The 21,506-nt window shown below is 47.6% G+C and carries 23 protein-coding genes and 4 tRNA genes; 18 read left to right on the top strand and 9 right to left on the bottom strand.

Going from position 1 to position 21,506, the window contains the following annotated elements:
- Positions 1–49 precede the first annotated feature (49 nt).
- Complete coding sequence (locus MAQ5080_RS03095) at positions 50–295, bottom strand: cold shock domain-containing protein (RefSeq protein ID WP_067205008.1); 246 nt, start codon at positions 293–295, stop codon at positions 50–52.
- Between the two features lie 271 nt (positions 296–566).
- Here MAQ5080_RS03095 and clpS point away from each other — a divergent pair, with 271 nt between their 5' ends.
- Entirely contained in the window at positions 567–914 is a 348-nt protein-coding gene (clpS, locus tag MAQ5080_RS03090) for an ATP-dependent Clp protease adapter ClpS (protein WP_082860981.1), read from the top strand.
- Positions 915–934: 20 nt separating this feature from the next.
- Positions 935–3,196 (top strand): ATP-dependent Clp protease ATP-binding subunit ClpA, encoded by a 2,262-nt coding sequence (clpA, locus tag MAQ5080_RS03085; protein WP_067205010.1) that lies wholly within the window; start codon positions 935–937, stop codon positions 3,194–3,196.
- Positions 3,197–3,297: 101 nt separating this feature from the next.
- Here clpA and infA read toward each other — a convergent pair whose 3' ends face one another.
- Both infA and aat read right to left on the bottom strand, forming a co-directional pair.
- Positions 3,298–3,516 (bottom strand): translation initiation factor IF-1, encoded by a 219-nt coding sequence (gene infA / locus MAQ5080_RS03080; protein ID WP_055461515.1) that lies wholly within the window; start codon positions 3,514–3,516, stop codon positions 3,298–3,300.
- A 127-nt stretch (positions 3,517–3,643) separates the two neighbouring features.
- Positions 3,644–4,438, bottom strand: a complete 795-nt coding sequence (aat, locus tag MAQ5080_RS03075; protein ID WP_231870757.1) for a leucyl/phenylalanyl-tRNA--protein transferase — start codon at positions 4,436–4,438, stop codon at positions 3,644–3,646.
- Between the two features lie 452 nt (positions 4,439–4,890).
- Between aat and MAQ5080_RS03070 the strand changes: the two genes are divergently transcribed.
- The 7 genes from MAQ5080_RS03070 to cobA all read left to right on the top strand — a co-directional run bounded on the left by MAQ5080_RS03070 (position 4,891) and on the right by cobA (position 13,167).
- Positions 4,891–5,763: a hypothetical protein gene (locus MAQ5080_RS03070; protein ID WP_067205012.1), complete on the top strand. Its 873-nt coding sequence runs from the start codon at positions 4,891–4,893 to the stop codon at positions 5,761–5,763.
- 104 nt (positions 5,764–5,867) lie between these two features.
- Positions 5,868–8,657, top strand: a complete 2,790-nt coding sequence (locus MAQ5080_RS03065) for a DNA translocase FtsK (RefSeq protein WP_067205015.1) — start codon at positions 5,868–5,870, stop codon at positions 8,655–8,657.
- Positions 8,658–8,681: 24 nt separating this feature from the next.
- Positions 8,682–9,287, top strand: a complete 606-nt coding sequence (gene lolA, locus MAQ5080_RS03060; RefSeq protein ID WP_067205018.1) for an outer membrane lipoprotein periplasmic chaperone LolA — start codon at positions 8,682–8,684, stop codon at positions 9,285–9,287.
- Positions 9,288–9,290: 3 nt separating this feature from the next.
- Positions 9,291–10,643 (top strand): replication-associated recombination protein A, encoded by a 1,353-nt coding sequence (locus tag MAQ5080_RS03055; RefSeq protein WP_067205022.1) that lies wholly within the window; start codon positions 9,291–9,293, stop codon positions 10,641–10,643.
- The gene (gene crcB / locus MAQ5080_RS03050; RefSeq protein ID WP_067205025.1) at positions 10,643–11,011 is read left to right on the top strand and encodes a fluoride efflux transporter CrcB; all 369 of its coding nucleotides are present in this window, start codon (positions 10,643–10,645) and stop codon (positions 11,009–11,011) included. Before MAQ5080_RS03055 ends, crcB begins: the two co-directional genes overlap by 1 nt.
- Positions 11,012–11,064: 53 nt before the next feature.
- Positions 11,065–12,360, top strand: coding sequence for a serine--tRNA ligase (serS, locus tag MAQ5080_RS03045; protein WP_067205028.1), 1,296 nt, complete (start codon positions 11,065–11,067; stop codon positions 12,358–12,360).
- A gap of 66 nt (positions 12,361–12,426) precedes the next feature.
- Complete coding sequence (cobA, locus tag MAQ5080_RS03040; protein WP_067205031.1) at positions 12,427–13,167, top strand: uroporphyrinogen-III C-methyltransferase; 741 nt, start codon at positions 12,427–12,429, stop codon at positions 13,165–13,167.
- A gap of 71 nt (positions 13,168–13,238) precedes the next feature.
- Here cobA and MAQ5080_RS03035 read toward each other — a convergent pair whose 3' ends face one another.
- The 6 genes from MAQ5080_RS03035 to hpf form a co-directional block, all read right to left on the bottom strand.
- Positions 13,239–13,553 carry a TusE/DsrC/DsvC family sulfur relay protein gene (locus MAQ5080_RS03035; protein WP_067205034.1) on the bottom strand — a complete coding sequence of 105 codons (315 nt, stop codon included), beginning with the start codon at positions 13,551–13,553 and terminating at the stop codon, positions 13,239–13,241.
- 8 nt (positions 13,554–13,561) lie between these two features.
- A complete protein-coding gene (locus MAQ5080_RS03030; RefSeq protein WP_067205038.1) occupies positions 13,562–13,846 on the bottom strand; it encodes a DsrH/TusB family sulfur relay protein in 285 nt (94 codons plus the stop codon).
- A 9-nt stretch (positions 13,847–13,855) separates the two neighbouring features.
- Positions 13,856–14,200 carry a DsrE family protein gene (locus tag MAQ5080_RS03025; protein WP_067205041.1) on the bottom strand — a complete coding sequence of 115 codons (345 nt, stop codon included), beginning with the start codon at positions 14,198–14,200 and terminating at the stop codon, positions 13,856–13,858.
- A 2-nt stretch (positions 14,201–14,202) separates the two neighbouring features.
- Positions 14,203–14,595, bottom strand: a complete 393-nt coding sequence (gene tusD, locus MAQ5080_RS03020) for a sulfurtransferase complex subunit TusD (RefSeq protein ID WP_067205044.1) — start codon at positions 14,593–14,595, stop codon at positions 14,203–14,205.
- Between the two features lie 79 nt (positions 14,596–14,674).
- On the bottom strand, positions 14,675–15,331 hold the full coding sequence (locus MAQ5080_RS03015) for a Bax inhibitor-1/YccA family protein (protein ID WP_067205047.1): 657 nt from the start codon (positions 15,329–15,331) through the stop codon (positions 14,675–14,677).
- Positions 15,332–15,474: 143 nt separating this feature from the next.
- On the bottom strand, positions 15,475–15,792 hold the full coding sequence (gene hpf / locus MAQ5080_RS03010) for a ribosome hibernation-promoting factor, HPF/YfiA family (protein WP_067205051.1): 318 nt from the start codon (positions 15,790–15,792) through the stop codon (positions 15,475–15,477).
- A 248-nt stretch (positions 15,793–16,040) separates the two neighbouring features.
- On the opposite strand from hpf, the gene MAQ5080_RS03005 reads away from it, so the two are divergent.
- The 9 genes from MAQ5080_RS03005 (at position 16,041) to MAQ5080_RS02965 (ending at position 21,410) form a co-directional block, all read left to right on the top strand.
- Entirely contained in the window at positions 16,041–16,874 is an 834-nt protein-coding gene (locus MAQ5080_RS03005) for a DnaT-like ssDNA-binding domain-containing protein (protein WP_067205054.1), read from the top strand.
- Positions 16,783–17,586 (top strand): replication protein P, encoded by an 804-nt coding sequence (locus MAQ5080_RS03000; RefSeq protein WP_231870758.1) that lies wholly within the window; start codon positions 16,783–16,785, stop codon positions 17,584–17,586. Before MAQ5080_RS03005 ends, MAQ5080_RS03000 begins: the two co-directional genes overlap by 92 nt.
- A gap of 216 nt (positions 17,587–17,802) precedes the next feature.
- Positions 17,803–18,444 carry a response regulator gene (locus MAQ5080_RS02995; RefSeq protein ID WP_067205059.1) on the top strand — a complete coding sequence of 214 codons (642 nt, stop codon included), beginning with the start codon at positions 17,803–17,805 and terminating at the stop codon, positions 18,442–18,444.
- A 10-nt stretch (positions 18,445–18,454) separates the two neighbouring features.
- Positions 18,455–20,272, top strand: coding sequence for an excinuclease ABC subunit UvrC (gene uvrC / locus MAQ5080_RS02990; protein ID WP_067205062.1), 1,818 nt, complete (start codon positions 18,455–18,457; stop codon positions 20,270–20,272).
- Positions 20,273–20,320: 48 nt separating this feature from the next.
- On the top strand, positions 20,321–20,881 hold the full coding sequence (pgsA, locus tag MAQ5080_RS02985; protein ID WP_067205065.1) for a CDP-diacylglycerol--glycerol-3-phosphate 3-phosphatidyltransferase: 561 nt from the start codon (positions 20,321–20,323) through the stop codon (positions 20,879–20,881).
- Positions 20,882–21,019: 138 nt separating this feature from the next.
- A tRNA-Gly gene (locus tag MAQ5080_RS02980) sits at positions 21,020–21,094 on the top strand.
- A 23-nt stretch (positions 21,095–21,117) separates the two neighbouring features.
- Positions 21,118–21,191 (top strand) — tRNA-Cys (locus MAQ5080_RS02975).
- Between the two features lie 15 nt (positions 21,192–21,206).
- Positions 21,207–21,293, top strand: a tRNA-Leu gene (locus MAQ5080_RS02970).
- Between the two features lie 43 nt (positions 21,294–21,336).
- A tRNA-Cys gene (locus MAQ5080_RS02965) sits at positions 21,337–21,410 on the top strand.
- Positions 21,411–21,506 lie beyond the last annotated feature (96 nt).

The following is a 21,506-nucleotide window of genomic DNA, read 5'->3' as shown; positions in this document are numbered from 1 at the left end:
CATACCAAAGGTGCCCGAACAATGTTGTGGCAATCGTCGTTGCAGCTAATTAAGCGGATTCGGTATCGTTTGGCTCACTTGTGTTGTTGGTGGCGACCGGGGTAATTTCAATCGCATGAAGTCCACGTTTGCCTGGTGTGACATCAAAGGTCACCGGTTGACCTGCTTTGAGCGTTTTGTAACCTTCCACGTTGATCGCTGAATAGTGGATGAACAAATCCTCTTCGAAACTGTCAGACACGATAAAGCCGTAGCCTTTTGCGTTGTTAAACCATTTAACGGATCCACGATGCATGAGTCACTCCTTAAATACTCTTACTGGCTCGATTAGCCGAACCGCAAATAAACGCTGATGATGAATTCGGTGCAATCTATGAGATCAAAGATCTGTTAAACTCTGGCGACAAAGGCACAAGGGTTGAACTGTCTAACTTTTGACCGCATGTAGTTGAGAGTAGAACTCTATTGTGGATTTGTAAAATTTCTTATTGTTTTCCACTTTCTGGTGAGTCAGGGATTGAGAAAATACGTATTAACGTGAATATTTGTAGTGTTTGAGGTCCGAGATGTTTGCATCGAAGCAAATTAGTCTAAATTTAGAGGACGATGAAAACGGTCACTCATCGGTTGCGATTGCACCAGATGAAACTGAACTTAAACCACCGTCTATGTATCAGGTGGTGCTCTTTAATGATGATTACACGCCAATGGATTTTGTCGTGTTTGTTCTCCAACGCTTTTTTAATATGGATGCCGAGAAAGCTCAGCATGTAATGATGGAAGTTCATACCAAGGGTAAAGGTATCTGTGGTATTTACCCCTACGGTATAGCGGAAACCAAAGTAGCTATGGTGCAGCAGTTTTCAGAGCAAAACGAGCACCCCCTAATGTGCGACCTGCAAAGGGTTGACTGATTTATAGTGAGGGATAAGCGATGCTAGACAAAGAACTAGAACAAACCTTGAATAATGCTTTCAAAGCCGCTCGTGATAAGCGTCATGAATTCATGACCGTTGAGCACCTTTTATTGGCTTTGATTGACAATGCGGCCGCAGCAAAAGTGCTTGAAGCGTGCGGAGTAACATTAGAAATCTTGAGCAAGGAGTTAGAAGAGTTCGTAGACAGCACAACGCCCCTTATCCCAGAAAACGATCAAGAGCGTGAAGTGCAGCCTACGTTGGGCTTCCAGCGAGTGCTACAGCGTGCCGTGTTCCACGTCCAGTCCTCTGGTAAACGTGAAGTGACCGGTGCGAATGTGCTCGTCGCCATCTTCAGTGAACAAGAAAGTCAGGCGGTTTACCTGCTGCGTCGTCACAATGTGGCTCGTATTGATGTGGTGAACTTTGTGGCGCATGGCATTTCCAAACTGGGCAGTGCTTCACCAGATGATGCGATTGAGCATGAAGATGAGGAAGGCGAAGACACTGCGAAAGCGCCATTGCAAAAGTACGCTACTAACTTAAACGAAGAGGCCAAAGCGGGTCGTATTGATCGTCTGATTGGACGCCAATATGAGGTAGAACGTGTGGTTCAGACCTTGTCTCGTCGTCGCAAAAATAACCCATTATTGGTCGGTGAATCCGGTGTTGGTAAAACAGCCATCGCGGAAGGCCTAGCAAAACGCATTGTCGATGGTGAAGTGCCGGATGTGATTGCCGATGGCATCGTTTATTCGTTGGATCTGGGGGCGTTACTGGCGGGTACTAAATATCGCGGTGATTTTGAGAAACGTCTTAAACACTTGCTAGGTGAGTTGAAAAAACTGCCGAATGCGATTTTATTCATCGATGAAATCCACACCATTATTGGTGCCGGTGCAGCGTCTGGTGGGGTGATGGATGCATCGAATTTATTGAAGCCTGCGTTAAGTTCAGGTCAGTTGCGTTGCATTGGCTCGACCACCTTCCAAGAGTTTCGTGGCATCTTTGAAAAAGATCATGCTTTGGCCCGTCGCTTCCAAAAAATCGATGTTAACGAGCCGAGCGTGGATGACACCTACGAAATTCTAAAAGGTATTATCGGTTCGTTCGAGGAACACCACAAGGTGAAGTACGAGGACGCGGCCTTGAAGGCGGCCTCAGAGCTCGCACAGCGCTATGTACCGGATCGTCATATGCCGGATAAGGCCATTGATGTGGTGGACGAAGCAGGGGCTTATCAGCGCTTGCAGCCTGAAGACAGTCGTAAAGAAACCATTACCGTGGAAGACATTGAAGAAATCGTGTCTAAGATCGCCCGTGTGCCAGTGAAAGCTGCTAGCTCGGATGATCGTAAGGTACTGGGTAACCTAGAGCGCAACTTGAAGATGGTGGTGTTTGGGCAAGATAAAGCGATTGAGTCTTTGTCTGATGCCATTAAGCTTTCTCGTGCTGGCCTGAAAGCCGAACAGAAACCGATTGGTTCTTTTTTAATGTCTGGTCCGACCGGGGTTGGTAAGACTGAGGTGACGCGCCAGTTGGCGAAAATTCTTGGCCTTGAGCTGATTCGCTTTGATATGTCTGAGTACATGGAGCGTCACGCCGTGTCGCGCTTGATTGGTGCGCCACCAGGTTATGTGGGTTTTGATCAGGGCGGTTTGCTAACCGAGGCGGTAACGAAGAATCCACACAGTGTGGTGTTGTTGGATGAGATTGAGAAAGCTCACCCCGAAGTCTTTAACTTGCTGTTGCAAGTGATGGACCACGGTACCTTGACTGATAACAATGGCCGTAAAGCGGATTTCCGCAACGTGATTTTGATTATGACGTCTAATGCCGGTGCTGATGTGTTGGCTAAGCGTTCGATTGGTTTCTCGCTACAGGATAATTCTACCGATGGTATGGAGGTCATTAATAAGACGTTCACACCGGAATTCCGTAACCGTCTTGATGCAGTGATTCAGTTTAAGCAATTGGACGAACAGGTGATCTTCAATGTCGTGGATAAATTCTTGGTTGAGCTGCAAGCGCAGTTGGATGCTAAGGGAGTCATGATTGAAGTGAGTGATACTGCTCGCGGTTGGTTGGCTCATAAGGGTTATGACCGTCAAATGGGGGCACGTCCTATGGCGCGCGTGATTCAGGAGCACTTGAAGAAACCATTGGCGAATATGATACTGTTTGGAGATTTGACGGAAGGTGGCGTGGTATCCGTCTCTTTGGATGAAGAAAAAGACGAATTGGCGTTTTCGGTTCGCAAAGAGACTGTCGGTTGCTAACTTGCTGCTAGGGCGTCCCGGCGCTATCGGGCGCCTAAACAACAAAAAGGCCGCTTAACCATAGGTTAAGCGGCCTTTTTGTTATCGCGTTCTGGTTGAAATTAACGAGAACGGTAAACGATGCGACCTTTTGACAAGTCGTAAGGTGTCAGTTCAACCTTCACTTTGTCACCAGTCAAAATACGGATGTAGTTTTTGCGCATCTTACCAGAGATGTGCGCAGTCACAACGTGACCATTTTCAAGTTCTACGCGGAACATGGTGTTTGGAAGGGTATCGACAATCGTACCTTCCATTTCAATGCTGTCTTCTTTTGCCACAATCAGTGTCCTGTTCTTAATTAAGGTTAAGCATGATCTCGCTATTTAGGCTAGAAATAGGCTTGTGATTGGCGAGTTTGCTAAAATTTTCGGCGTATTTTGCCCAAAATGGCCCCAAAAAGCAAATTTAGACCGCAATATATGTAATGGGATTGGCCGTTTCTTGGCCTGATAAGGCGATCAATTCATGGTTTTGGGTTGGGCTGGGAATCAGTTCTTGCAAGGCTTTAACAAAGCTTGCCTTGGTCATCATCTGCGCCCCAAGGGATGTTAGATGCTCAGAATAAACTTGGCAGTCGATTAATTCAATCCCTAGATGAGATGCCAACTTACAAAATTGCCAGAGGGCCACTTTGGAGCCATTGTCTTTGAGTGAGAACATGGATTCACCAAAAAACATTCTGCCCATGGCAACACCATAAAAGCCTCCAGCCAACTCGCCGTTATAGAACACTTCTAAAGAAAATGCATAGCCTTGCTTGTTTAATGCAGAGTAAGCATTGATGACATCTTTCGATATCCATGTTCCTTCTGCGTCTGCTCGTAAATCTCGGCAAATGTTTATCGCTTGCAAGAAGTTTGCGTTGACCTTCCAGCTCCATTCTCCTCGTTTAAGGGCTTTTCTCAGTGACCGGCTTTCATGAAAATCGGCCGGTGCAAGGGTGCAGCGCTCTAACGGGTGCCACCAAAGGATCGGGTCGGGGTCGCTGTACCAAGGGAAGAAGCCGTGTTGGTACAAATGAATTAAGCGTTCCGGCCTTAAATCCCCACCGATTGCGGACAAACCTTCAGGGTCTAATAACGCTTTGAATGGATCTGGTGTGTCAAAGATAGACTCTGTGAGCAGGACTAATTCGGGGGTGAATTCGGGGGTGAATTCGGGCTCGTTAACAGTGTGATCAGGCATGATAGGTTCTGTCATTCGGTTCTTTTTGTGCTTTTATTATCCATAGTTTTTGCTGCATTTGGCCAGTCCTAGTGAATAAAATGCGCTCTTTCTAATCTATTCGTGACGATAGTGTACATAAAGCGTAATTAGGCTGCATGGATCTGATTCTGATATAACGCAAATGCGTTAAAGACATGCAGAAAATGGCAAAAACGCAAAAAAAAATCAAAAAAAGTGTTCGTAGTGCTTGACCAGTCAAGGAAAACTTGGTTTTAATCGGGGCAGCCCAAAGTTGTGTTGCAGAAAAAATACACTGTAAACAACAGGCTAAAAAATTTTTCGGTGTTGTGTGATTGTCACAAAACTGAAATTGATTGGTTTTACTATGCCTGACGTTGACTTACTCAGCGGTACTTTGAAAAAGGCTTTAAAGCCTATCAAAAAGGTCTTAAGACCGAACATATATAATTAAAGGGGAATCTTGAATGAAAGCGATTAAACTTGCTTCTGTTTTCGCGGTATCTGCAGTTGCTGCAGCTGTTTCTACATCTACTTTTGCACTTGAGCCAGTTTTCCACGGTGAAGCGGGCGTTGAGTACACTAGCTACTACGGTAACGCTAAAGGTAACAACGATCTAGCTGACGGTACTGACCTAGGTGAAATCGAGCTATCTGTTGACACTGGTGTTGTTTACGCTGAGCTTGAAGTTAAAACAACTGGTGATGACGAAGGCACTGATTTTAACTTTGAAAAACTATACGTGAAGCAAGGTGCAGTATCTTTCGGTCGTTTCGACGGCTCTGTATCTACTAAAGCATTCATGGGTATGGACGAGATCCACGACGGTGTTGATCTTCGCACAGATCAAGGTGACACTGACAACACTGGTATCCGTTACAAAGTGGCTGACGGCCTAACTGTAGCACTAGAAGCAACAACTAATTCTAATGATGATTCTGACATCGGTGCAGCAATCTCTTACGTTGCTGACCTAGAGGGTATCAAACTAGGTATCTCTGGTGGCGCAATCGGTGATGCTAACTCTGTAAACGTTGGTGCGCAATTCGACGCTGGTCCAGCATCGATCTCTGTAAACTACGGTACTGGCGAGACTGGTGCTGATACTGCAACGACAACGACTACTGACGTTCAGCAAGCGGGTGCATCTATTGAGTTTGCTGCAACTGAAGCGCTAACGCTAACAGTTGAATACGCTAAAGATCTAGAAGGTGCTAAAGACGATGGCACTTACTTCATCGCTGAATACGCTGCGGGCGATCTAACTTACTACTTCGAAAACTACAATGGTGATCTGACTACTGAGCAGAACATCGTTGGTGTTAAAGCTTACTTCTAAGATTTCCCTATCTTAGCAAAAGCGAAAGCCAGCCCTTTGGGCTGGCTTTTTTTATGGTAAGCTTGCACTCCTAAACATTGGATGATGACATTGGAAGGTGGCTTTTGACACAAGCAGCAGAGCGTGAGTCTGTACGATCACTGATCTGGGGAACGTTTGCGAAGCAGGCAGCATTTATCGCCGCCATTTTATTTTTTCTGTTTTTTGCTTTCGCGACTTATACCTACAGCCCAGATGATGCAGGCTGGTTTTATTCAGGCAGCGGTAGTGCCACACAAAACTCTATGGGGCCCATAGGTGCCATGCTGGCGGATTTGCTATCGGCCTTTTTTGGTAATCTATTTTATTCGTTGCCGTTATTATTCTTGTCGGTTGCCTACATCCTCTGGCGCAACCCCCATCAAATGATTGCTCTCAACAATGCCATCCTATGCTGTATTGGCAGCATTCTATATTTAAGTTTTGGCGCGACCCTGTGTTTTCTACATACCGTCGGCAGTAGTGCCTTACAGTTTGGTGCTGGGGGGATTTTAGGGCAGTCGTTAGGGCAGTTGCTGTATCATTGGATTGGCTATGACGGTGCGACATTAGTGAGTTTGGCGTTGGTCGTATTGGCGCTGACCTTATTGGCACAGATTCATTGGTCACAATTGCTCGAGTTTATTGGTGAGAAAGCTGAGTTTGCTTATCTGTATGTGCTACAGAAACTGAGTCGCTCCGATACCGAGGAAGCGGCTCAGCCAACCTCTAAGAAAGCCGGCAAAGCAAACCGTGACGACCTTGAAAAACCGGCCATCTTCCGTAAGAAAAAGAGCGTAGCTGAAGTGCCGCCTGAGCAGGCTGATCTTGACAGCTTGGACGAAGACGGTGAGCCAAAGGTCTCGTTGTGGCAGAAAGTTAAGAGCAAGTTAGCACGCCAGCAAGATGAACCAGTGCCAGAGGTACCCGTTAAGGCGCGCTCGGAGCACCAAGAGCCAAGTTTTGGTGGCTTGGATGATGTAGCGTTTGAAGATGATAAGTTTGATTTTACCGATACGCTTTATGTGGAAGAAGACGCCCAAGACATTAACTTTGGTGATGTTTGGGACAAGCAGCCTGCTCAAAAAGCGCCTCAGCCTAGCCGCCGTTCTGAGCCTGAAGCAGCGCCTTCGGAGTCATTGGTACAATCACCTGAACCGGTAGTTGAGGCGCAATATCAGCCTGCGACAACTGATCAATACGAGCTTGAAGATCAAGAGTCGGTGCCCGAACCAACCTCAGAGCCTGCGCCCGTAGCGAAGGCTTCTCCAGCTCCGAAGGCATCACAGCCTGAGCCGGAGATGCAGGCGCATAAACCTGCTGTTAAGACGCTCTCAGAAGCGAAGCGTTTGGATGGTTTAGGTGGCCCTTCTGCCGAGGTCGAACGCACCGAAGCCGCTTACACGTTACCGGATCGTAGTGTACTGACGCAGCCTAAACCAAAGCAAGGTGGCTATACCGAAGAAGAGTTGCTTGATCTGTCAGCATTGCTGGAGCAGCGATTACAGGACTTTGGTGTCAAAGCGGAAGTGGTGGAAGTTAACCCAGGCCCTGTGATCACCCGTTTTGAGATTCAGCCGGCACCAGGTGTGAAAGTGTCACGTATTACTAACTTGGCGAAAGATTTAGCCCGTTCGTTGAGTGTCATGAGTGTGCGTGTGGTGGAAGTGATTGCCGGTAAATCGACCATTGGTATCGAAATCCCTAACCAGCATCGCGATACGGTGTACTTCTCGGAAGTGATCAATACGCCTATGTATGACAATGCTTCGTCACCACTGACGTTATCGCTCGGCCATGATATCTCTGGTGAGCCAGTGGTAGTGGATCTAGCGAAAATGCCACATGTATTAGTCGCGGGTACCACTGGCTCGGGTAAGTCGGTGGGGGTAAACGCTATGATTTTGAGCATGTTGTTGAAGTCGACACCTGACGAAGTGCGCATGATCATGGTGGACCCTAAAATGTTGGAACTGTCTATTTATGAAGGTATTCCGCATTTGTTAACGCCTGTTATAACTGACATGAAAGATGCCGCCAATGGCTTGCGTTGGTCGGTGGATGAGATGGAGCGTCGCTATAAGCTGATGTCTAAGCTTGGCGTACGAAATATTGCCGGCTTTAACAAGAAGGTACGTGAAGCGGCCGCCGCGGGACAACCAATCGAAGACCCATTGTGGACGCCGGAAATGGCGATGTTCTCTGAAGATGGCGTGGCGCGTACGGTACCGTATTTAGAGCCACTGCCTTACATTGTGATTGTCGTCGACGAATTTGCCGACATGATGATGATCGTCGGTAAGAAAGTTGAAGAATTGATTGCTCGTATTGCGCAAAAAGCGCGTGCAGCAGGGATTCATTTGGTGTTGGCGACACAGCGCCCATCGGTGGATGTGATCACCGGCTTAATCAAAGCCAACATCCCCACCCGAATGGCGTTCCAAGTGTCCTCGAAGATTGACTCGCGCACCATCCTTGACCAAGGTGGCGCCGATCAGCTGTTGGGGATGGGGGATATGCTTTACCTACCCGCAGGTCTGCCTACCCCCATTCGTGTACACGGGGCATTTGTTTCAGATGATGAGGTGCATGCCGTAGTAGAAGAGTGGAAAGCCCGTGGTGAGCCGGAATACATTACCGATGTCACCGTTAATGCCGAAGAACTGACGTCTGGTGGCAGTGAAGACCAAGACCCACTCTATGACGAAGCTGTGAAAATAGTGGTAGAAACGCGTAAAGCTTCCATTTCCTCTATTCAGCGTCGCTTAAAAATTGGCTATAACCGAGCTGCAAACTTGGTGGAAGCAATGGAGTCCGCCGGATTAGTGGGGCCGATGGGAACCAATGGCCAACGTGAGATTTTGATACCAGAATAAGGTATCCGCCCAATGGGAGTATTTATGGCACGTATCATGTTTAGCTTAGGCTTGTTGTTAGCCTTTAATGTATCGGCCGAGGTGCCTGCAGAACAACTGAGTCAGTTGTTGGAGCATAACCGTAATGTGGAAGGGGAGTTCCGACAAGCGACCTATAATGAGCGCGGTGATCAGGTGCAAAACAGCGAGGGCGTATTTTTGTTGGCAGCGCCAAATCGCTTTGTTTGGGACACTATTACACCGTTCCCGCAACGTATTATTTCAGACGGTGAGTGGGTCACCATCTGGGATGTGGATTTAGAACAAGCGACGCGTAAACCCTTTGCTGGCTCCGTGGGCAATTCGCCCGCCGCTTTGTTAGGTAACTCGGCGGATAATGCTCTGAACCACTACAGGGTTTCTAAAACGGATAGCGACAGTTTCCAATTAGAGCCGCTAGAGCAGGAAGACTTGTTTGATACGCTAACCTTATCCTTTGATCAGGATTACATCCGCACGATGCGTATTAAAGACGTACTGGGCCAAACCACTGTGATTGAGTTTGCCAATGTCGAAGCTCACGAAGGGGTATCCGAGCAGAACTTTATTGTCGACTTACCTGAGTCCGTTGACCTAATAATTGAGCAGTAATAAATGGATGATTTGTTTGCCGCTGAGGATATCAACCCTATGGCACCGTTGGCGGCGCGTATGCGTCCGCAAACCTTAGATGAATATGTTGGCCAACAACACCTAGTGGGTGAGGGCAAACCGTTACGTAAGATGGTTGAGCGCCGCCAAGGTCACTCCTTTATTTTGTGGGGCTCGCCTGGGATCGGCAAAACCACCTTTGCCAAGTTGTTCGCCAACTCGTTGGATGCCAAGTTTATCGAGTTGTCGGCGGTCATGTCGGGGGTGAAAGAGATTCGAGCGGCAGTCGATGATGCCAAGCAGTGGCGCTTAATGACTCAAAAAGCCACACTCTTGTTTGTTGACGAAGTGCACCGCTTTAATAAATCCCAACAAGATGCATTTTTACCCTACATCGAAGATGGTACCTTCTTGTTTGTCGGGGCGACGACTGAGAATCCGGCGTTTGAATTAAATTCAGCGTTGTTGTCCCGTGCCCGCGTCTATCGCTTACAGACGCCAACGGTTGATGACCTGCTTGCGGTGATGAAACGTGCCTTACAAGACCCTGTACGTGGTTTGGGGCAACGTAATATTCAAGTCAGTGACCACCATTTGGGAATTTTGGCACAGGCCGCTGATGGCGATGTGCGCCGCAGTCTGAACTTCGTCGAGATTCTGGCAGATTTTGTCGAAGATGGGGAAACGGTTACCGATCAGCAATTAGAAGATGTCTTAGGGGGTAGCATCCGCCGCTACGATAAAGGCGGTGATGTGTTCTACGACCAGATTTCAGCGTTCCATAAATCGGTGCGTGGTTCATCCCCAGATGGCGCCTTGTATTGGATGGCGCGTATGCTCGATGGTGGTTGTGATCCTCTGTATATAGCTAGACGCCTATTGGCGATTGCTTCGGAAGACATTGGTAATGCAGATCCTAGGGCTTTGCAGATCGGTCTAAACGCTTGGGATATCTTTGAGCGGGTAGGTCCTTATGAGGGCAATCGAGCGATTGCTCAAGCAGCCGTTTACATGGCCTGTGCGCCGAAAAGTAATGCCTTGTATAAAGCCTTTAACCAGATGATGAGTGATGTGAAACATCAACCGAGTCTGGAAGTACCGAATCATCTGCGTAACGCACCGACCAGTCTTGCCAAAGATATGGGGCATGGCGAAGATTATCGTTATGCCCACAATGAGCCCAATGCTTTCGCGGCGGGGGAGTCTTACTTACCGCCTGAGCTGGCAAATGAGCGCTACTATATGCCCACTGATCGTGGCCTAGAGAAGAAAATTGGCGAGAAGCTTGCTTGGCTTGAGCAGCAAGATCAACAAAGCCCTAAGCAGCGATATCAGCATCAGGATGATGCCTTGTGATGTACTTTATGATCGCCTTAGGTGGGGCGCTGGGGGCCATGTCCCGTTATACCGTAAGCAAGTGGGTCAATAGTGTTTGGCAAGCCCATTACCCGCTGGCCACGCTTTCGATCAATGTGATGGGCAGCTTCTTAATGGGCATTGCCTTTGTCTTGATCAGTGAGCGAGCTCCGAGTTTGGAGCCGTTAAGGCCATTGATCATGGTGGGGTTCTTGGGGGCTTTTACCACCTTCTCAACTTTTTCCTTAGAAATTGTCTCACTTATGAATCAGCAGGCTTGGCTAAGTGCCATAAGCTATTTATCATTGAGTTGTTTGCTAGGGATTTTGGCCTTGGCCGCTGGTATTGGATTAGCGCGCGCCTTCTAAGCCCAACTCAAAGCAGTTTTAACTATTTAATTACATAAGGTTTTGTTGCAGCAATGTTAGACATTAAAGCTCTAAGGGCAGACCCAGAAGCGGTTGCCGTATTATTGAAGAAAAAAGGCTTTGATTTAGACGTGGCGGCTTTTTCTAGCTTGGAAGAGCGTCGCAAAGCAATTCAAATTGAAACAGAAACACTGCAACAGTCCCGCAACTCGGTTTCCAAAGAAATCGGCGCCGCGATGAAAGCTGGTGATAAAGCGTTAGCAGAAGAGTTGAAAGCGAAAACCGCGACCTTGGGTGATGATCTGGCGGCAGCGAAAGCGCAATTAGATGACGTTCAAGCACAAATGGATGCGCTACTAGAAAGCATTCCAAACATCCCACATGAGTCAGTGCCAGAAGGTGCTAGCGAAGATGACAACGTCGAAATCCGCCGTTGGGGTGAGCCACGTACGTTTGATTTTGAAGTAAAGGACCACGTGGACGTGGGTGCCGCATTAGGCATGTTAGATTTCGAAATGGCGGCGAAAATCACAGGCTCACGTTTCGCGGTGATGCGCTCTGATCTCGCACGCCTACACCGTGCTCTGATTCAATTTATGCTGAACACGCACATTGAAGAGCACGGTTACTCAGAGATTTACGTGCCTTACCTAGTGAATTCTGCATCACTTCGTGGTACCGGCCAGCTACCGAAGTTTGAAGAAGACCTGTTTAAAGTGCCGGTTGATAAAGACAGCGGCAATAGTGATCTATACTTAATCCCAACTGCAGAAGTGCCGGTGACGAACATCGCTCGTGATGAGATCTTGAATGATGCTGAGCTGCATCAGAAGTTCGTCGCACATACGCCATGTTTCCGCAGCGAAGCGGGCAGCTATGGTCGCGACACGCGCGGTATGATTCGCCAGCACCAGTTTGAGAAAGTAGAGCTAGTGCACATCTGTCGTCCAGATCGTTCAACAGAAGCACTAGAAGAATTGATTGGTCATGCCGAAACGATTCTACAGAAGCTAAACTTACCTTACCGCACCGTGATTCTATGTGGTGGTGACCTTGGTTTCTCTGCTCACAAAACGTATGACATCGAAGTGTGGTTGCCAGGTCAGCAGAAGTACCGTGAAATCTCATCTTGTTCAAACATGTGGGACTTCCAGGCGCGTCGTATGCAAGCACGCTGGCGTAACCCAGAAACTGGCAAACCAGAATTGGCACACACATTGAACGGTTCAGGTTTAGCGGTGGGCCGTACCTTGGTAGCGATCCTTGAAAACTACCAGAATGCCGATGGCACTGTGACAGTGCCAGAAGCGCTTGTACCATACATGGGTGGCAAGACGCTGATCGGTTAATTCGGTTGTGCAATAGGCATTCAAAGGCTCCGCTTGCGGGGCCTTTCTATTTGAGAAAAGAAAAGTATGACAGGTAAAGTATATTTAATCGGTGCAGGACCGGGGGATCCGGACTTGCTAACGATGAAAGCGCATCGTTTACTAACAGCAGCGGATGTGGTGCTTTACGATCGTCTGGTAGGTGAGCAAATCATTGCCATGATTCCAGAGACAGCAGAGAAGCTGTATGTTGGCAAAGCAAAATCATTGCACAGTTTGCCCCAGGAAGAGATCAACGCTCTGTTGGCGGTGAAAGCCAAAGAAGGCAAAGTGGTGGTGCGCTTAAAAGGCGGTGATCCATTTATCTTCGGTCGTGGTGGCGAAGAGTTAGAAGAACTCGTCATGGAAGGGGTGCCCTTTGAAGTGGTGCCTGGTGTGACCGCGGCGGCAGGGTGCGCGGCTTATGCTGGGATTCCTTTGACGCACCGTGATTACGCGCAATCAGTGCGCTTTCTAACTGGCCATTTGAAAGATGGAACGACCGAGCTACCGTGGGATGAATTGGTGCATCCAGCACAGACTCTTGTGGTGTACATGGGGTTAACGGGCCTTGAATCGATCAGCCAATCTTTGATTCGTTTTGGTATGCGACCTTCTATGCCAGTGGCGGTGGTGGAAAAGGGCACGTCGAAAGATCAGCGCGTGTTGACTTCCACCATTAAGGACATTCATCAGGTTGTTTTGGATAATGAAGTGAAGTCGCCCGCATTATTGATTATTGGCGATGTGGTGACCTTACAGGACAAGCTTTCTTGGTTTGGTCAGTAACCTTGCTAGGGAAGCAAATAAGTCAAAAGGCAGCCTGCGCTGCCTTTTTTGTGTCTTCTAAGTGAGCCTTTTTATAGGCAATTAGCTGGCTTTGGCAATCCTGCTATCTTGGCGGCTAATTTTGGTGGGCTGCCAGGAAATAATTTCATTAGGTAAATGCTTTTGCCCTTGTCAGGACCAAGCTCTTTGCTCACCGCTTTAACAAGTGGTCGCATGGCTGGCGATACTTCAAACTGCTCATAGAAAGCACGCAATACACGTAGGATTTCCCAGTGAGCTGCGGTCAGTTCAAGGGCTTCTTTTGCGGCAATTTCTTCTGCCAAGGCTTCATCCCATTGGCTTAGATCCAGTAAGTAGCCTTCTTCATCAAATTCTATTGTTGCCATATCGCGCCTTACCATGAAACGATTTTGGAGTATTGTTGTGTCAGCTCAACCCATTTAAGGTCGGAAATGGCGACACCGATATTTGCTTGAATACCGTAAGCGTCTAGGTCAGTTTGACGAAAGCACACTTTGATCTGCTGGTCTTGTAATGCCGCAAGTGTTGTTGGTTGTGATAAAGCACGCATTACGCCTGCCTCTAATAGCAGCACAGCATCGCCGGCCGTTAAAGAGCCGAGCCAGTCTTCTTCAACGCTGCTAGGGTATTGGCTTTGGTTAATCTGATAAAGCTTCATTGTCTCTCCCTAAAAGCGGTAAATATGTTGATGTTGATCGAGCATTTGCAGCCATGCATCGGTGTTAAGGGCGGTGATGCCTGGCCAAAGTGATACGGGCAAGGCCGATGTCTCCGTGGCTTTGACGAACACTTGCTCAATATCATAGAACTCTAAGCCATCCAGCAACTTATGCAAATGTTTGCCGTGTCGAGTGCTTGGAGCCTGCTCTTCGATCAGTAGTGCCAAGGCATCTCCGGTAATGGCGATGCTGATGGCCTGTTCAAAGGTGCCGAACACTAGGGCAAGGTCTAAGGCTTCCTTTAGTGCGGTGCCGTTATAGGGTGAGCTAGACAGATAAATTAAGGTGCTCATTACTAGTTAAACCTCACTACGCGATCAGATTCCAAGGTTAAGCTGATTAAGCTGCCTAGTCCTTCCAATTGAAAACCATCCGCTAAGTTGAAGTGTTCCACTTCATGGCGTTTCGCTTCGGCTTGATTTAGCTGTCCGCGACGCAAGGCGGCGGCAATGCATACGTAAAGTGGGATATTATGCTGTTTGGCAAACGTCGCCCATTGTGCGCGAATATTGCACTCATCTCGAGGTGGCATGGCGAGTGCGTTGGCAATGGCCACAGCTTCTTCGTAAAAGAAAATACCTTGGATACCATGTTGCTCGTGCGCCACTACGGCTTCGGCAAAGTCCAATGCTGTTTGGCAAGCACGGCTCGCGGTTGGGCTACCAGTAATAAAAAGAGAGTAGTTCATGCTGTTCTTGAGTAAATAAAGCAAATTTTACACATAAAAAAGGCCGCAGTCTGCGGCCTTTTAAAAATGGGCTAGGCGATTAATCGTCGCTCGCCATACCAAACAATGACAATAGGCTTAGGAACATGTTGTACAGCGCAACATATAGGTTCACCGTCGCCATAATGTAGTTGGTTTCGCCGCCACGAACGATTTCACTGGTTTGTAGCAAAATGATGGCGCCAGAGAACAGCGTGAAGCCAACCGAGATAAAGATTTGTAGCGCTGGCAGCTGAACGAAGAAACCAGCAATCATAGCGAACAACAGCGCAAAGAAGCCGATTGTTATAAAGCCGTTAAGGAAACTGAAATCTTTCTTAGACACCAAAGCGTAAGCAGATAGGCCAAGGAAAGACAAACCAGTCATACCTAACGCACTCATAATGAGCGTCGCACCATTAGACATGCTTAAGTAAGCATTGAGGATTGGACCTAGGGTTAAGCCCATAAAGCCGGTTAACGCGAATACGCACAATAAGCCGATGGCGCTGTTACGACATTTATAAGTTAGGAAAAGCAAACCGTAGAAACCCACTAACGTGAGAATCAAACCTGGGTGAGGCAAATTAAAGACCATGCTGATACCGGCTGTGAAAGCACTGAAAAGCAAAGTCAGCGATAGTAAGCCATACGTATTGCGCAGCGTCTTATTGGCCGCTTGGGACGTATGTGTCGAAAGGGCATCTGTGTAACGCATGATGAGAGTTCTCCTAATTAGATTATCCTGAAACCTATGACAGACTATGCGGGTGTTAGTTCCAAAGTTCAATCATAATTCGCAGTCAAAACAAACACGCCCGCAGAAGCGGGCGTGGTAGGAAACGGGTGAAAGGGTTTAAGCTAAGAAGCAACCTCGGCTTTGTGATTTCCTGAAGCTTGTTTGGTTTTGTGTTTATCCACTTGGCGGGCAAGTTTCTCAATCATGCCATCAATAGCGTGGAACAAACGATCTTCAGAAGAAGCGGTGGCAAACAGTTCCTTGCCAGGCAAATGTATTCGCGCTTCTGCTTTTTGTTCTTTACTGTCTTGAACGAGCGTCACGTTGACAGAAGTGATTTGATCACTCAACTTGGCAATTTTGCTCATTTTTTCATTGATGTGATCTTTGATTGCTGGAGTGATGTCGACGTGGTGACCAGTAATATTTATTGTATACATACAACTTTCTCCTCAGTAAAGTTGGCCGATTGTTTGAAGCCAGAAAGGCGTCTAACTTCGCGGCACAGTTCCAGCATAGGAGCCTAAAATTTCTCTGTCAACAGGATTTAACTGTAAAGAAATGTGCCTGTCATAGTTTTATGAATCTGCGAATTTTTACGCTTGATTCATGGTTGAAAAGCGAGTTATCGTGCTAAAAGCTTTGCCGTTTGGTAAACTGAACAATCCCGAATGAAATGGTCGTATCTATGGCTGCCCCTGATTTCTTATTACCTGTCTCGTTTAACCTAGCCTGTGAACTTGGCCTTGAGGAAAGTGTTTTACTCACCTATCTGCAACAAAAGGCGCATCATCTTGGTAACCGCCAGATGAAAATTTCTCATAGGGAACTGGTGGAAATGCTGCCTTTTTGGACCGCTCCTTACGTCGTTCGTCTACTAAGCAGCCTACAAATGGCACAAGCGTTACAATTTCGTCGCTCCGAATCGGGCTTAGAAATTTTGTTAGAGCAGCCGGACTCGCAACGTGCTAGCGCAGCGCCGCGCACTCGTAACCCTGATGCTGCGCCGCAGAGTGCTAAGCCAAGCGATGATATGATGAGCAAGTTGTCACGCTTACAGACTGAGGCCGCTGACAAAGCCAGTGCGCCGCAAGCGCAGTTCACCCAGCGTGCTCGTACATCGAATGCTGCGGATCAAGCGCCGGTGCCTGTGATGCCTAGTGCCTCCTCAGATCGTCGAGGATTGTCGGATTTTGATCTATACCTAGAAGCAAAGGAGCGTACCCGTCAGCCGGATCAGTGGCTGCCAGAGGACGCGACTTTTGAGCAGATACATCAAGCGGGTATTGAGAGAGCTTTTGCCGAATCCTTGCTGGCTGAGTTTCTTCTGCGCATTAAAGAGCAACGCAAAAATGTTCGTACTTGGAACAGTGAATTTTTCAAATACGTAAAACGTCAATGGCAATATAAGCAATCGGACCGTCAATCCTATGAAGGAACCGCAACCTATTCAGCAAATCCTAAATCCAATCGCGAGCAAGTTAGCAACGCCCTCACCAACATCCACGACACAGACTGGTAGTGAGCGCGAGCCGAATCAAGCCTCGCAAGAAGCCGAACAGCGTACCCGTGTGCTGGTTAATATGCTGTTTGCGCGCTTTAAAGCGATTTATACCCATAAATTTGCGTCTGCATATGCCACCACGGAAGAGGTAAAGCTGGCCAAGCGCGAATGGGCGATTGCTCTAAAGGGCTTTCAAGAGCCATTGTTAGCCTATGCCGTAGAGCGCACGAAAGAAAAGTATGCTTGGCCGCCAACGATTTCCGAATTTTTGTCAGTGATTCAAACCGCCTACCGTGCCTACGGTTTGCCTGAGCCACGTCAAGCGTATATGGAAGCCTGCAGTTGTCGCCATAAGCCGCAGGAAAAAGCTTGGTCCCATGCTGCAGTGTATTTTGCCGGAGCAGAAACAGGTTGGCACTTTTTAAGTACCGAAGATGAGCGCACATCTTGGCCGGTTTTTGAAAAGCACTACACGACATTTGTTGATAAAGTCATTAATGGTGAGAAGTTAGTGATTCCAAAACCTGTGCTGATTGAAGATAAGTCGGCGCCGGTATTGGAGTCTTTGCTGAGCGACATTGCCAATGCTTTGCAAGTGTCAGAAAGTGAAGTGGCTCCCCATTTGTACTATTTATATAAGACTCAGGGGACCAAGATTCGAGCTTTGTATCGCGAGCGAGCGGTAGAAGCCTTGAAAAAAATGGGCTACGACGGGAATTTACCTGCCTGAGGTGCATAAAAGTTAAGAGTAAAATTAACTTTTAGTTATAACTATTACAAAACACTACAAAGCCAATTGGATCGAATTTTATGGCGCATTAGAATCCTGTTTTTGTGTGACTAAAGTCTTACAAATAGCTACGTTAAGTAAGAGATTATTGCTATGCGTAAAGATTCGTAAATTATAAAATTGTGTTTTGAGTTCCATGCTTTAAATGAGGTAAAGATGCGTAAAGTTCTGATCGTCGATGATCACACTATGGTGTGCGAAGGGATAAAGCGTGTCATTGAAGACATTCCAGGGGTGCTAGTGTGGGGCAGTGCTCACAGTGGTGAAGAGGCCCTGAAAGTGTTGCGTCAGGAACATATTGATGTGGTTCTGATGGACGTGCATATGCCAGGTATCGGTGGATTGGGAGCAACCTTAGAAATTTCACGATTACACCCTAATACCAAGGTGATTGCGTTATCCGCGATCGACGATGCGCCCTATCCCGCTAAGATGATGGAAGCGGGGGCCTGTGGTTATGTCGCCAAGGGGTCAGATCAATCGGAACTAGTGGAAGCACTGGAGACCGTTTTTCAAGGTAAACAGTACCTATCTCGAGTGGTTGCACAAAAAGTGGCGCTCGCCAAAACCACTAAAAACGGGGCGGACTCGCCGTTTGGTGAACTGTCTGAACGTGAGCTGCAGGTGGCGCAGATGATCGTCGACTGTGTCAAAACCAAAGACATTGCCGACCGCCTGAATGTGTCGGATAAAACCGTCAGCACTTTCCGTAAGCGTATTTTTACAAAGCTCGATATTCAAAGCGATGTTGAACTAGCACGTTTGGCGATGCGCTATAACGTCTTAGGTCTCGTATAAAGGAAAATTAGTGTCACAAGATTTCGATCCTAAACACTTCGTTCAAAACCTCACATCACGCCCCGGCGTTTATCGAATGTATGGCAAAGGTGAACTGCTGTACGTTGGCAAGGCGAAAAACCTCAAAAATCGAGTGTCCAGCTACTTTCGCGCTACCGGCTTGACCACTAAAACCATGGCCTTGGTCAGCCGCATTGACGCCATTGAAATTACCGTCACCAAAAGTGAAACCGAAGCATTGTTGCTTGAACAGACCTTGATCAAGCAACATCGGCCACCTTACAACATCCTGCTGCGTGATGATAAATCCTACCCTTATATTCTGATTTCCAATCATGAGCATCCTGCGATTTTGTTCCGTCGCGGTGCTAAGAGCAAAGAAGGTAAATTGTACGGACCTTATCCAAGTGGGGTGGCGGTGAAAGAAAGTCTGATCGCCATGCAGAAGGTGTTTCGTGTACGTCAATGTGAAGACTCGGTCTACAGCAATCGTACCCGCCCGTGCTTGCAGTATCAGATCAAGCGCTGTTCCGCTCCCTGCGTGGCGCTTATTAGCGATGCCGATTACGCTGAAGATGTGCGACATGCGCGTATGTTCTTAGAGGGTAAAAACCAAGAATTGACCTCAGAACTGACTGAACAAATGACCGAAGCGGCGGCGGATATGGAGTTTGAGCGTGCGGCGGCGCTGCGTGACCAAATTATTCAGCTGAAACATGTGCAAGAAGAGCAGCATGTCTATGGTCAAACTGGCGATGCGGATGTCATTGCCGCCTTGATTCAGCCTGGTGGTTTCTGTGTACACGTGATGATGGTGCGACAAGGAAAGGTCATTGGCAGTAAAAGTCATTACCCGAAAATGCCGATTGAGATTAATGAATCTGAGTTGCTGTCTTCGTTTATCGCGCAGCTATACATCGGTGGGGCGCAGGATTTACCCAAGTCTCTGATCTTGAGCCATGCCATCGAGGATCAAGAGGTGATTGAAAACGCTTTATTTGAAACGACGCAAAAGAAAATTGAAGTGACCAGTAATGTACGTGGACAGCGTGCTCGCTGGTTAGATCTTGCCAAACTCAATGCCGAGCAAGGCCTACAGGCGCGTCTGACGGATAAGCGTAATCACTTTAGTCGCATCAGCGCTTTGCAAAAGGTCCTCGGCTTTAAAGAGCCACCGTTGCACATGGAGTGTTTCGATATTTCCCACTCCAGTGGCGAAGCGACCGTGGCATCCTGTGTGGTGTTTGGCCCAGATGGCCCGGATAAAAAGCGCTACCGCTCCTTTAATATCGAGGGGGTTGAAGCAGGCGATGATTATGCGGCCATGCATCAGGCGTTGACACGGCGCTATAAACGGGTCAAAGAAGGTGAAATTCCGGCACCTGACGTGCTCTTAATTGATGGTGGTAAAGGGCAGCTGGCACAAGCCGAGGCGGTGTTAAAAGAGCTTGGTTTAGTCGACATTTTCTTGTTGGGGGTGGCCAAGGGTGACACCCGAAAGCCTGGTTTAGAAACCCTGTACATTGGCTCTAAGGAAGATGAAGTGGTGCTGCCCCCCGACTCATCGGCGCTACACTTGATTCAACATATTCGCGATGAAGCACATAGGTTCGCGGTCAAAAATCACCGTCGTCGCCGTGATAAAAAACGCCGCCATTCCGCATTAGAGAATATCCCTGGTATTGGTCCTAAGCGTCGCAAAGATCTGTTAACCGCGTTTGGTGGTTATCAAGAACTGTTGGCGGCTTCCCAAGAGGACATTGCCAAAGTGAAAGGGATCGGTGGAAATAAAGCACAAGAGATATACCTCTACCTCCATAAAAGTTAAGCTAAGCCCATCACTAAGTGTTGGGCATTCTTTTTAAAAAGGCTTTTAATGAACATTCCAAACTTTCTTACGTCATTACGTATTTTTCTTATTCCTGTTCTAGTTGTGGTGTATTTCCTACCTTGGGAAGGGCGCTTTTATGCCAGTGCCGCTATTTTTGGCATTGCGGCGATTACTGACTGGTTGGACGGCTTCTTAGCACGTGCCTTGAACCAAACCACACCCTTTGGTGCTTTTTTTGATCCCGTTGCCGATAAGGTGATGGTGTCGGTTGCGCTGGTTATCTTGGTGGCAGAGTACGACAGCATGCTGATGACATTGGCCAGTGCAGTGATTGTGGGACGTGAAATTGTCATTTCCGCGTTGCGTGAATGGATGGCTGAAATGGGTAAGCGTGCCAGCGTGGCGGTATCGTTTGTAGGTAAAATCAAAACCACCATGCAAATGGTTGCGATCTTTATTTTGCTATCCAATGCACCGGATACTGGTTGGGCCGCTTTCGGTTTGTTCGTGCTTGTCATTGCGGCGTTGCTCACACTGTGGTCCATGTACATCTACTTAAAAGCAGCTTGGCCAGAACTCACATCTGATGAATCGATGAAAGGTTAGTTATTGTTGTATAAGGAATAATCTCACTTGGTTGCGTTTTATACGACTTTAAAAAAAGTCGCCAAGTGAGTAATTTATTTCATCGAATCCCTTGACGTATCGATCTATTTCTATAGAATACGCTCCATCTTTTGAGACGCGGGAATAGCTCAGTGGTAGAGCACAACCTTGCCAAGGTTGGGGTCGCGAGTTCGAGCCTCGTTTCCCGCTCCATTCTCTTAAGATTTACTGATTGAGGCCGGATGGCAGAGTGGTCATGCAGCGGACTGCAACTCCGTGTACGCCGGTTCGATTCCGACTCCGGCCTCCATTTCAGTAAAGTCTAGCCCGGGTGGTGAAATTGGTAGACACACAAGACTTAAAATCTTGCGATAGAAATATCGTACCGGTTCGATTCCGGTCCCGGGCACCATTTTGGTGCCTTTTTGATTTTTAAGGCTAGATGATTTTATAGAGGCCGGATGGCAGAGTGGTCATGCAGCGGACTGCAACTCCGTGTACGCCGGTTCGATTCCGACTCCGGCCTCCATTTAATCTCATTTCTCTTTCTCTCCTTGTACTGCTGTTCTAATCCTTCCAGATTATTTCTTACATTACTTTAATGTTTTCTGCATTTGTCTATTGT

This window comes from Marinomonas aquimarina (genome assembly GCF_900089755.1).
Classification (GTDB): domain Bacteria; phylum Pseudomonadota; class Gammaproteobacteria; order Pseudomonadales; family Marinomonadaceae; genus Marinomonas; species Marinomonas aquimarina.
The sequence above is the reverse complement of the archived record's forward strand: the minus strand, read 5'-3'. Positions and strand labels throughout refer to the sequence as shown.

What these genes read in the sequence shown, in the direction of transcription:
- MAQ5080_RS03070 (WP_067205012.1), top strand. Translation starts at nt 4,891, where the DNA reads ATGAAAGCGATTAAACTTGCTTCTGTTTTCGCGGTATCTGCAGTTGCT.
- MAQ5080_RS03025 (WP_067205041.1), bottom strand. Translation starts at nt 14,200, where the DNA reads ATGAGCACCTTAATTTATCTGTCTAGCTCACCCTATAACGGCACCGCA.
- cobA (WP_067205031.1), top strand. Translation starts at nt 12,427, where the DNA reads ATGACAGGTAAAGTATATTTAATCGGTGCAGGACCGGGGGATCCGGAC.
- MAQ5080_RS02995 (WP_067205059.1), top strand. Translation starts at nt 17,803, where the DNA reads ATGCGTAAAGTTCTGATCGTCGATGATCACACTATGGTGTGCGAAGGG.
- MAQ5080_RS03030 (WP_067205038.1), bottom strand. Translation starts at nt 13,846, where the DNA reads ATGAAGCTTTATCAGATTAACCAAAGCCAATACCCTAGCAGCGTTGAA.
- crcB (WP_067205025.1), top strand. Translation starts at nt 10,643, where the DNA reads ATGTACTTTATGATCGCCTTAGGTGGGGCGCTGGGGGCCATGTCCCGT.
- MAQ5080_RS03035 (WP_067205034.1), bottom strand. Translation starts at nt 13,553, where the DNA reads ATGGCAACAATAGAATTTGATGAAGAAGGCTACTTACTGGATCTAAGC.
- MAQ5080_RS03005 (WP_067205054.1), top strand. Translation starts at nt 16,041, where the DNA reads ATGGCTGCCCCTGATTTCTTATTACCTGTCTCGTTTAACCTAGCCTGT.
- MAQ5080_RS03055 (WP_067205022.1), top strand. Translation starts at nt 9,291, where the DNA reads ATGGATGATTTGTTTGCCGCTGAGGATATCAACCCTATGGCACCGTTG.
- clpS (WP_082860981.1), top strand. Translation starts at nt 567, where the DNA reads ATGTTTGCATCGAAGCAAATTAGTCTAAATTTAGAGGACGATGAAAAC.
- clpA (WP_067205010.1), top strand. Translation starts at nt 935, where the DNA reads ATGCTAGACAAAGAACTAGAACAAACCTTGAATAATGCTTTCAAAGCC.
- MAQ5080_RS03000 (WP_231870758.1), top strand. Translation starts at nt 16,783, where the DNA reads ATGAAGGAACCGCAACCTATTCAGCAAATCCTAAATCCAATCGCGAGC.
- MAQ5080_RS03095 (WP_067205008.1), bottom strand. Translation starts at nt 295, where the DNA reads ATGCATCGTGGATCCGTTAAATGGTTTAACAACGCAAAAGGCTACGGC.
- aat (WP_231870757.1), bottom strand. Translation starts at nt 4,438, where the DNA reads ATGACAGAACCTATCATGCCTGATCACACTGTTAACGAGCCCGAATTC.
- serS (WP_067205028.1), top strand. Translation starts at nt 11,065, where the DNA reads ATGTTAGACATTAAAGCTCTAAGGGCAGACCCAGAAGCGGTTGCCGTA.
- MAQ5080_RS03015 (WP_067205047.1), bottom strand. Translation starts at nt 15,331, where the DNA reads ATGCGTTACACAGATGCCCTTTCGACACATACGTCCCAAGCGGCCAAT.
- tusD (WP_067205044.1), bottom strand. Translation starts at nt 14,595, where the DNA reads ATGAACTACTCTCTTTTTATTACTGGTAGCCCAACCGCGAGCCGTGCT.
- hpf (WP_067205051.1), bottom strand. Translation starts at nt 15,792, where the DNA reads ATGTATACAATAAATATTACTGGTCACCACGTCGACATCACTCCAGCA.
- pgsA (WP_067205065.1), top strand. Translation starts at nt 20,321, where the DNA reads ATGAACATTCCAAACTTTCTTACGTCATTACGTATTTTTCTTATTCCT.
- lolA (WP_067205018.1), top strand. Translation starts at nt 8,682, where the DNA reads ATGGCACGTATCATGTTTAGCTTAGGCTTGTTGTTAGCCTTTAATGTA.